The sequence below is a fragment of the Acidaminococcales bacterium genome (assembly GCA_031290885.1).
Classification (GTDB): domain Bacteria; phylum Bacillota; class Negativicutes; order Acidaminococcales; family JAISLQ01; genus JAISLQ01.
The window spans coordinates 24,604-31,301 of record JAISLQ010000036.1; the positions used below are offsets into that span (position 1 = coordinate 24,604).

The following is a 6,698-nucleotide window of genomic DNA, read 5'->3' on the forward strand; positions in this document are numbered from 1 at the left end:
AAATAAAGTCTGAGTATGTCTGGCTGGACAAGGACGAGCAAGACACGCGCAAAATGTTCAATTCCGTCCTGATTTTGGAAGGCTACGCACAACTGCTGACCATACCGCCCAATGTCCGCTATGTCGAGCAGTCCAGGCAGTACCAGTCGGAAGCGCGGGAGAATGAACGGGGTTTGTGGAAAAACTGAAATATAACGGGTTAATATTTGAAAATTTTTAAGTAAAAGAGGCGCCATGTATGAAAAAGATGATGTCTATTTTATTTCTCCTTTTTATCGTATTCGCAAGTACGGCAAGCGCAAATTACAGATGGCAAGATACTGGCATACACAGCAAAAATATTGTTTCCAATCTTTCTTTTGACACTAAATCATTCATGAAAACAGGGGATAAAACCTATTCTGTCTGGATTAAAATGCAATACATTGAAGAATATGGCAAAAAACTTGCCAAAGACCTTGATTTATCAATTTCTGTCTCTTATTGCGTAAGTAAAGAGGAATATAACTACACCAATCAAACTTTCAGGGATTTATCTTATACATATTATGATGAGGAAGGCAATTCACTTTACACGTCAAATCGTCCAAGTGATTGGATAAATATTATTCCTGATAGCATAGGTGAGGCTAAGTTTATGGTTACCTATGATTACTACGAAAAATATCATAAATAGAATTAAGGCGTGAAACCATGGCAAAACTTCACGGCGGCATGTACCCCGACAAAGCCCGCCCCGGCTCCATGAGGGCGTATATAGACACCCCGGGCGGGAACCGCAAATGGCGGCGGTTCAAGTCCGAAGACGAGGCCGCTTCCTGGCTGATCGGCCAGTCGGCGGAAATCAACAAAGGGACGTTTCAAGAGCCATCCAAAATCACGGTCGGCGACTGGATGGAAGAATGGCTTGACGTATACACCAAGCCGAAAGTCAGGACAAACACATACGAACGGTATGCAATCAGCTTCGCGCACATGGAGCCGCTGTATGCCATTCCTTTGCAAAAACTGGAGCCCCATGCCGTACAAAAATTCTATTCCACAAGCAAGCTGTCCCAAAACGCTTTGCACAAAGTGCACCAGCTACTAAAGGCCGCGCTGCGGCAAGCTGCCAACAACAATTACATAATGCGCAATCCTCTTGACGCCGTGCCCGCGCCCAAAGTTAAAAAGACTGAAATAACAACCTTCGCGGCCGAAGAAGTTTGCGCCCTCCTGGAATTTTGCAAAAACAGGCCGCCGCGGCATTCGGCAAGGTACTACCCTCTTTTCTGCCTCTTGGCGATGACCGGCGCGCGAATTGGCGAAATACTTGCTCTTAAATGGGAAGACGTCGACTTGGAAAAAAGAACAATATTCATAAAAAACTCCGCAGAAGAAACCAAGACTTACGGCGCAAGAATCGGCGACGTGAAAACGGTAAAAGGGAAAAGGAAAATATCCTTTCCCTTGTCCGTTTTGGATGCGATAAAATCATTGCCGCATGGCGAAGGCCTGATATTTAAAACCAGAACCGGCAACCAGCTATACAAGCGCAATGTCATAAGGGCATGGGAAGAACTGATAGCCGCGTACAACCGGCAAAAGGGCGTTGCCCATATAAAATATCGAAGCCTGCACAAACTGCGCCATACGCACGCCACGACGCTCTTGGCGGACGGCGACATAGCGATAGCCGACGTTTCGGCCAGGCTCGGACACGCAAGGATAAGCCACACGCTCGACCTGTATGCCCATGCACGGCCGGAGCAAGACAAAAAAATCGCCGATAAAATTGATGGCCTATACAAAAAATAGTCCTCGCCAAGAGGACTATTTTTTATTTATGTCGTAGCCCATTTGTAGCCCAGACCAACGGTTTTACAGTAGCCCGAAATGCAAACGGCCGCTATTTTGCTGGCGACCCAGGAGGGATTCGAACCCCCGGCCCACGGCTTAGAAGGCCGTTGCTCTATCCGGCTGAGCTACTGGGTCCAAAATTGGAGCGGGTGATGGGAATCGAACCCACGTAGCCAGCTTGGAAGGCTGGAACTCTACCATTGAGTTACACCCGCGCGGACACAACGCAAAATCGCCGATGTTTGTTGTTATGAACAGGCTCTGCCTTCGGCAAAGACCAAAGCTTTCTCAAAGCGGAGCGTATTTCATAACTTTTTATGGTCGGAGCGGCAGGATTTGAACCTGCGGCCCCCTGCTCCCAAGGCAGGTGCTCTGCCAAACTGAGCTACGCCCCGAATGAAATTCATTTTATATTATTGCGCTATATTTGTCAATTGCGAATGGGAATTCGGCCATTGCCGACGGCGGCGCCATCCGGTTTGGGAAAGCGGGTTCATTGTAAAATGAAATGCAACAGAAAAAGAAAATAGAAAACCATAGGGAAAAGCGTTATCATTGAAGATATGATAGTTTTCGAGGGAGCGATGCCCGCCATTGTGGACACCGAAACGTGGGAACTGGCGCAGAAACTGCGGCGTGTGGTGCGCCGTCCGATGGAGGAACACGCGCCGAATCCGCTGACAGGCTTGCTGATTTGCGCTGATTGCGGCGGGAGGTTGCACAACCGCAGGAGCGACTACACCACCGATAGAAACGGCAAACGCATTTGGCCTGTGGACACTTACGAGTGCGAGAATTACCGCAAGAACGCCGCAAAATTCGTGGATGTGTGCAGTATTCACTTCATACGCACGTCAGTTGTGCGGGAGCTGATACTGAAAACCATTCGCAGGGTTACCGAATACGCCAAAATCAACGAATCGGAGTTCGTGGCGAAACTCCGCGCTGACAGCGAGGTTCAGCAAGCTGATGCTGCAAAATCTCACCGCAAGTTGCTTGCCAGAAATGAGCGGCGTATCGCGGAACTCGACACGCTGTTTATAAAAATCTACGAGGACGCATAAGTCAAGCCCGAGACAACAAATTTTAAGAAGTTTTCGCGTAGAAAAACACGCTCTTAAGCTCCTTGATTTTGTGCAACTTGTACATACTCTCAAAAAACGCGGCAACCACATGAGGGGGCGTCGCCGGAAGTATGAGGCGACAGCGCACCGCTAATCGCCCATTGTTTCCGTTTAGCCTTTGATGTATTGACTTATATATTGTCGGCAATAGATAGAAGACCATATTGCAATGCAGCGCACTTGAACTGCCGCCAAAGTCGATGAGCCACTGCTTGCCGCCCGGCACGCCGGATGCGCATTTGTATTGTTCGGCTTTTACATTATTGCTATCAATGCGCATACGCATGGCCCGTTCGGATATATTTTCCAGTTTCGCCGCCTCGGCCACGGTTATGAGCCGCTTTTCGTCCACCATTTTGCCCCCCCGTGATTTCATGGATTGCCGCGTCGCTTGGCTCCTCGCAAAGACGACGGGGGCTATCTTTCTCTTGGAAATCGCCCGTCCACGCCGCGCGCCTGTGCCGTCCACGGATGGACAAATGCTGCGGAGTCAGGATGACCGGGAGCGGCGTCCAGGGACTCCTTGATAAGCTTTTCGTAGTAGCCGCGGATGGATTCGTCCACATAGGACAGGTCGGTGCGCAGGAAAAGCTCGGCTTTGGTAAGGTTGTGCTGCACGTCCAGCATCTTGACGTCCGAGCGCAGCCGCCCGAGCTCTGCTTGCAGGGCGCTGACCCTGATGCCCGACCAGGCGGCCAGCGCGAGGCTGGCGGCACTTTCCTGCCGCACCACCAATTGGCCTTTTTCAAAGGCGTGTTTCTCGCCGGAAACGCTGTCAAAAGTGAAATCCCGGCCGTTGACCCGGGCAACCACCTGCGGCGCCGGCGTGTCAATTTTTACCTGGGCGCGCTCATCGGCGGCGCGCTCTATATATGCAACTCTGGTTTCGGCCACGGCCTGGATGGGAATTTCAACGGATTTTTCCACTTTTCGCGTGTCGGCGGCAGGGCGGCGGCGAGGGTTTTTATCAAGTCCATGGCTATCCCAGCCATATCCCTATCGCCGCCCCAATTGCAAGCCCCGACACTCCGGCGACGATGGCCGCTTTCTTTACGCGCCGGCCGCTGTATTTCGCCAGCTCTTCCCGCGCCTTGTCCCCCAGCTTGCCGACCTCGGCTAGGATTTTTTCGTCGATGTCCGTCCGGTCGAGAATTTTTTGCACAAAGTTTTTCATTATATTTCCCCTCCTTTTTTTATCTGTTCCGCAGCCAGTCCATGATGCCCCGCGCTATGGCCGCCGCGTACCGCTTTTGCGCTTCCGGCGTTCTTAGAAGCGCCTCCTCGTGCTCGTTGGATATGAATGCCAGCTCTATCAGCACGGCGGGCGCGTCGGTATGGAGCAGCACGTAAAGTCCGGCCTCTTTGTCCACGTCCCCGTCCGACCAGTCGCCGCGCACGGCGAGGGCGGGAAATTCCCCTTCCAGCTGCCCCATGATACGGCTTGCCAGGGTATCGGCTTCCGTCCGGCCCGGAGTGGTATATATCTCCATGCCCTTGGCTTGCGGGTTGGTAAAGGCGTTGCAATGGATGGATATGAAGCAATCCGGATCATAGGCGTTGGACGCGTCGCACACGGCCCGGAGGCTGTCGTGTTGCAAGCCCTCCACCTCGCAGCCGGCTTGCCTTAGATAGTCCCCAAGATACCGGCCAACACAGTAATTTACATCGCACTCCCTTAGCCCGGTGGGGCCGATTGCCCCGGGGTCGGGGTTGCCGTCCGGCGCGTGGCCGGCGTTGATGAATACTTTCAAAATGTTTTCCCTCCTTGGTTGCCTTGATACTGCCTGCCCTGATAGTAGCTCGTGACCGCGCCCACGCCGCCCTTGGTCGCCTTGGCCGAAACCGCCCCGCCGATGGAGTAAAAGCAATACTCCGGGAAGTGCGCCCAGTCCGCGCCGCTTAGGAGCAGGTACCAGGCCATGACGGTGGGCGAGGCGAAAAGCGCGAGCGCCGCCATCTCGGTCAGGCTGAAATGGCATCTGCCTGTTTCGTCTATCGTGCTTATAAGGTCGAAAAGGCTCAACGACTTCACCCCCTTGGCTACTGCCCGCCCTTGTCGTAGTTTATTTTGTAGGTCCCCGCCGCGGCGAGCGTTACGGCCATCGTCCCCGCGCCGTAAAAGCCATAGGTGAACTCCTGCCCGTGAACCGCGCCCGTCCACGAGCCTTTCATGTCGGCGCTGACGGTCAGCGCGTCCACGTTGAGGTTGTCGGCCACGGTTTCCTGCGAGATGTAAATCCCCGTGCCGAAACCCTCCGCCCCCTCGAGCAGCGCGTCAAAGGCCGCCGCGTCCAGCGCGTGTACTTCTGCCGCCGTCATGCCGCCCGTGGCGAAGTCCGTAAGGGCAAGCGGCTGCCAGGCTGCGCCGTCCCATGTTTTGTAGTTCTCGTTGTCGGTGGTAAAGGCGAACTTCACGAACCCGCCGCTGTCCGCCGCGAACGTGCCGGTGAAGGTTATGCCGTTGACCGCCTCGAAAGGCTCGGTGGAGATAAGCCCTTCGGGAAGCACGGTTTTGGCGTGCGGCACGGCCGTGAGGACAAGCGGAGGCGGCTGTTCGTCGGAATCGCCGTATTGGTACACTTTTACTTTGCCCAGCGCGACAAGGTCGCCCACGGTTTCCGGTGTCCCGGCGTCGACGCCCTCAAAAAGCGCCGCCTTTTCTTCGTCGCTCAAAGCCGTCCAGTCGTCGGCGATTTTGACGAACTCCCCTTCCACGAGGGCGTAGGCTTCGTTGGCAGTCGCCATTTCAATCATCTCCCCCCGCTACTACGTAGATGCGCTTTGATTCACCGTACCTTCCTTCCGGCACGGTGAAATTGCCGCTCCACTTGGCCTCGTCAGTAATGTAGATATACGCGATGTCCGGGGTTTTTCGTATGGGATCGTTTTGGTTGTTGTCTATATAATCGCCGTGCATGCTGAACGCAAAAAGGGGAATGGATGGGTCGGTTTCGGGGAAATTGTGCGCAACGCGCAAAACTCCGTTAGTGGAACCTTTAGCCGCAGCGCCGCCGCGCCGCCGCTTGCGACATAGGCGACATGGTTCCATGCGTTTTGTTGTATCCCGTTGTTAATGCTGGATGAACCTACATAGCTGAAATTGTTATATCTTACTTGGAAATAAGACGGATTCCATTCAAACCCTACCGTGCTGGAAGATCCGCCGGTCATTGACAAGACGCTTATGGCCTTATTGATATTGGGTCTAAACATAATCTCAACGGTAAAATTTTTCAAGGTGAAAACAGGGTTTATAGCGCAAAGCAGCCAATTGTTGCTTCCAAGCAAATATTTGCCAAGCGCGGCGTCCGTGCCAAACTGTGGCGTGCCTTTGGGTTGATTTAAATAATTTGACGCGTTGCCAGCTTGAGACATGCAAAACCATTGGCTCTGGCCTTCCGCGCCCCGCTATCCGATAGGTTTCCTTGCATGTTGAGTAGATGGATGATTCCCATTTTTCAGTCGCCCCCCACTACGCGGCGTAGTTCCACGTGTTCCCGGCCTTGTCTGTTATGCCGGTCTCTTTGAACCTTGCGGCCGCGATGAAATTGTCCTTCGTTATATTGGCCATGCCCCATCCCCCTTATGCTATGCTTTCGACGCTTTTGAACTTCGCGAAGTCAAGTTCAAGCTCAAACAAAAACCCTTCGCCCAAAGCCTGCGGCTCGCCGAAGGGGTATTCGTACTCCGTCCTTAGCCGCATCGTGCCGTCAAATGCCGCCTGCCCGTCCTGTA

11 protein-coding genes and 3 tRNA genes are annotated in these 6,698 nt (G+C 53.2%); 4 read left to right on the forward strand and 10 right to left on the reverse strand.

The window, feature by feature from the left end; translation table 11 throughout:
- Positions 1-23 precede the first annotated feature (23 nt).
- From LBO03_04500 to LBO03_04510, 3 genes are read left to right on the forward strand one after another with little or no spacing between them, the layout of a single operon-like run.
- Complete coding sequence (locus LBO03_04500) at positions 24-188, forward strand: thermonuclease family protein (GenBank protein MDR3348852.1); 165 nt, start codon at positions 24-26, stop codon at positions 186-188.
- A gap of 50 nt (positions 189-238) precedes the next feature.
- Positions 239-676: a hypothetical protein gene (locus LBO03_04505; GenBank protein MDR3348853.1), complete on the forward strand. Its 438-nt coding sequence runs from the start codon at positions 239-241 to the stop codon at positions 674-676.
- Positions 677-693: 17 nt separating this feature from the next.
- Positions 694-1,797: a site-specific integrase gene (locus tag LBO03_04510; GenBank protein MDR3348854.1), complete on the forward strand. Its 1,104-nt coding sequence runs from the start codon at positions 694-696 to the stop codon at positions 1,795-1,797.
- Between the two features lie 100 nt (positions 1,798-1,897).
- Here the strand turns inward: LBO03_04510 and LBO03_04515 are convergent.
- The 3 genes from LBO03_04515 to LBO03_04525 form a co-directional block, all read right to left on the reverse strand.
- Positions 1,898-1,974: transfer RNA gene (locus LBO03_04515), tRNA-Arg, on the reverse strand.
- 6 nt (positions 1,975-1,980) lie between these two features.
- Positions 1,981-2,054 (reverse strand) — tRNA-Gly (locus LBO03_04520).
- A 103-nt stretch (positions 2,055-2,157) separates the two neighbouring features.
- A tRNA-Pro gene (locus tag LBO03_04525) sits at positions 2,158-2,234 on the reverse strand.
- 201 nt (positions 2,235-2,435) lie between these two features.
- On the opposite strand from LBO03_04525, the gene LBO03_04530 reads away from it, so the two are divergent.
- Positions 2,436-2,903 carry a zinc ribbon domain-containing protein gene (locus LBO03_04530; GenBank protein MDR3348855.1) on the forward strand — a complete coding sequence of 156 codons (468 nt, stop codon included), beginning with the start codon at positions 2,436-2,438 and terminating at the stop codon, positions 2,901-2,903.
- Positions 2,904-2,925: 22 nt separating this feature from the next.
- Here LBO03_04530 and LBO03_04535 read toward each other — a convergent pair whose 3' ends face one another.
- The 7 genes from LBO03_04535 to LBO03_04565 all read right to left on the reverse strand — a co-directional run bounded on the left by LBO03_04535 (position 2,926) and on the right by LBO03_04565 (position 6,012).
- The gene (locus LBO03_04535; GenBank protein MDR3348856.1) at positions 2,926-3,318 is read right to left on the reverse strand and encodes a hypothetical protein; all 393 of its coding nucleotides are present in this window, start codon (positions 3,316-3,318) and stop codon (positions 2,926-2,928) included.
- 62 nt (positions 3,319-3,380) lie between these two features.
- Entirely contained in the window at positions 3,381-3,890 is a 510-nt protein-coding gene (locus tag LBO03_04540) for a hypothetical protein (protein ID MDR3348857.1), read from the reverse strand.
- 52 nt (positions 3,891-3,942) lie between these two features.
- On the reverse strand, positions 3,943-4,137 hold the full coding sequence (locus LBO03_04545; GenBank protein ID MDR3348858.1) for a hypothetical protein: 195 nt from the start codon (positions 4,135-4,137) through the stop codon (positions 3,943-3,945).
- A gap of 19 nt (positions 4,138-4,156) precedes the next feature.
- Complete coding sequence (locus LBO03_04550; GenBank protein ID MDR3348859.1) at positions 4,157-4,714, reverse strand: N-acetylmuramoyl-L-alanine amidase; 558 nt, start codon at positions 4,712-4,714, stop codon at positions 4,157-4,159.
- Positions 4,711-4,986, reverse strand: a complete 276-nt coding sequence (locus LBO03_04555) for a hypothetical protein (protein MDR3348860.1) — start codon at positions 4,984-4,986, stop codon at positions 4,711-4,713. Before LBO03_04555 ends, LBO03_04550 begins: the two co-directional genes overlap by 4 nt.
- A 17-nt stretch (positions 4,987-5,003) precedes the next feature.
- Positions 5,004-5,708, reverse strand: a complete 705-nt coding sequence (locus LBO03_04560) for a hypothetical protein (GenBank protein MDR3348861.1) — start codon at positions 5,706-5,708, stop codon at positions 5,004-5,006.
- A gap of 1 nt (position 5,709) precedes the next feature.
- Positions 5,710-6,012, reverse strand: a complete 303-nt coding sequence (locus LBO03_04565) for a hypothetical protein (protein MDR3348862.1) — start codon at positions 6,010-6,012, stop codon at positions 5,710-5,712.
- Positions 6,013-6,698: the final 686 nt, after the last annotated feature.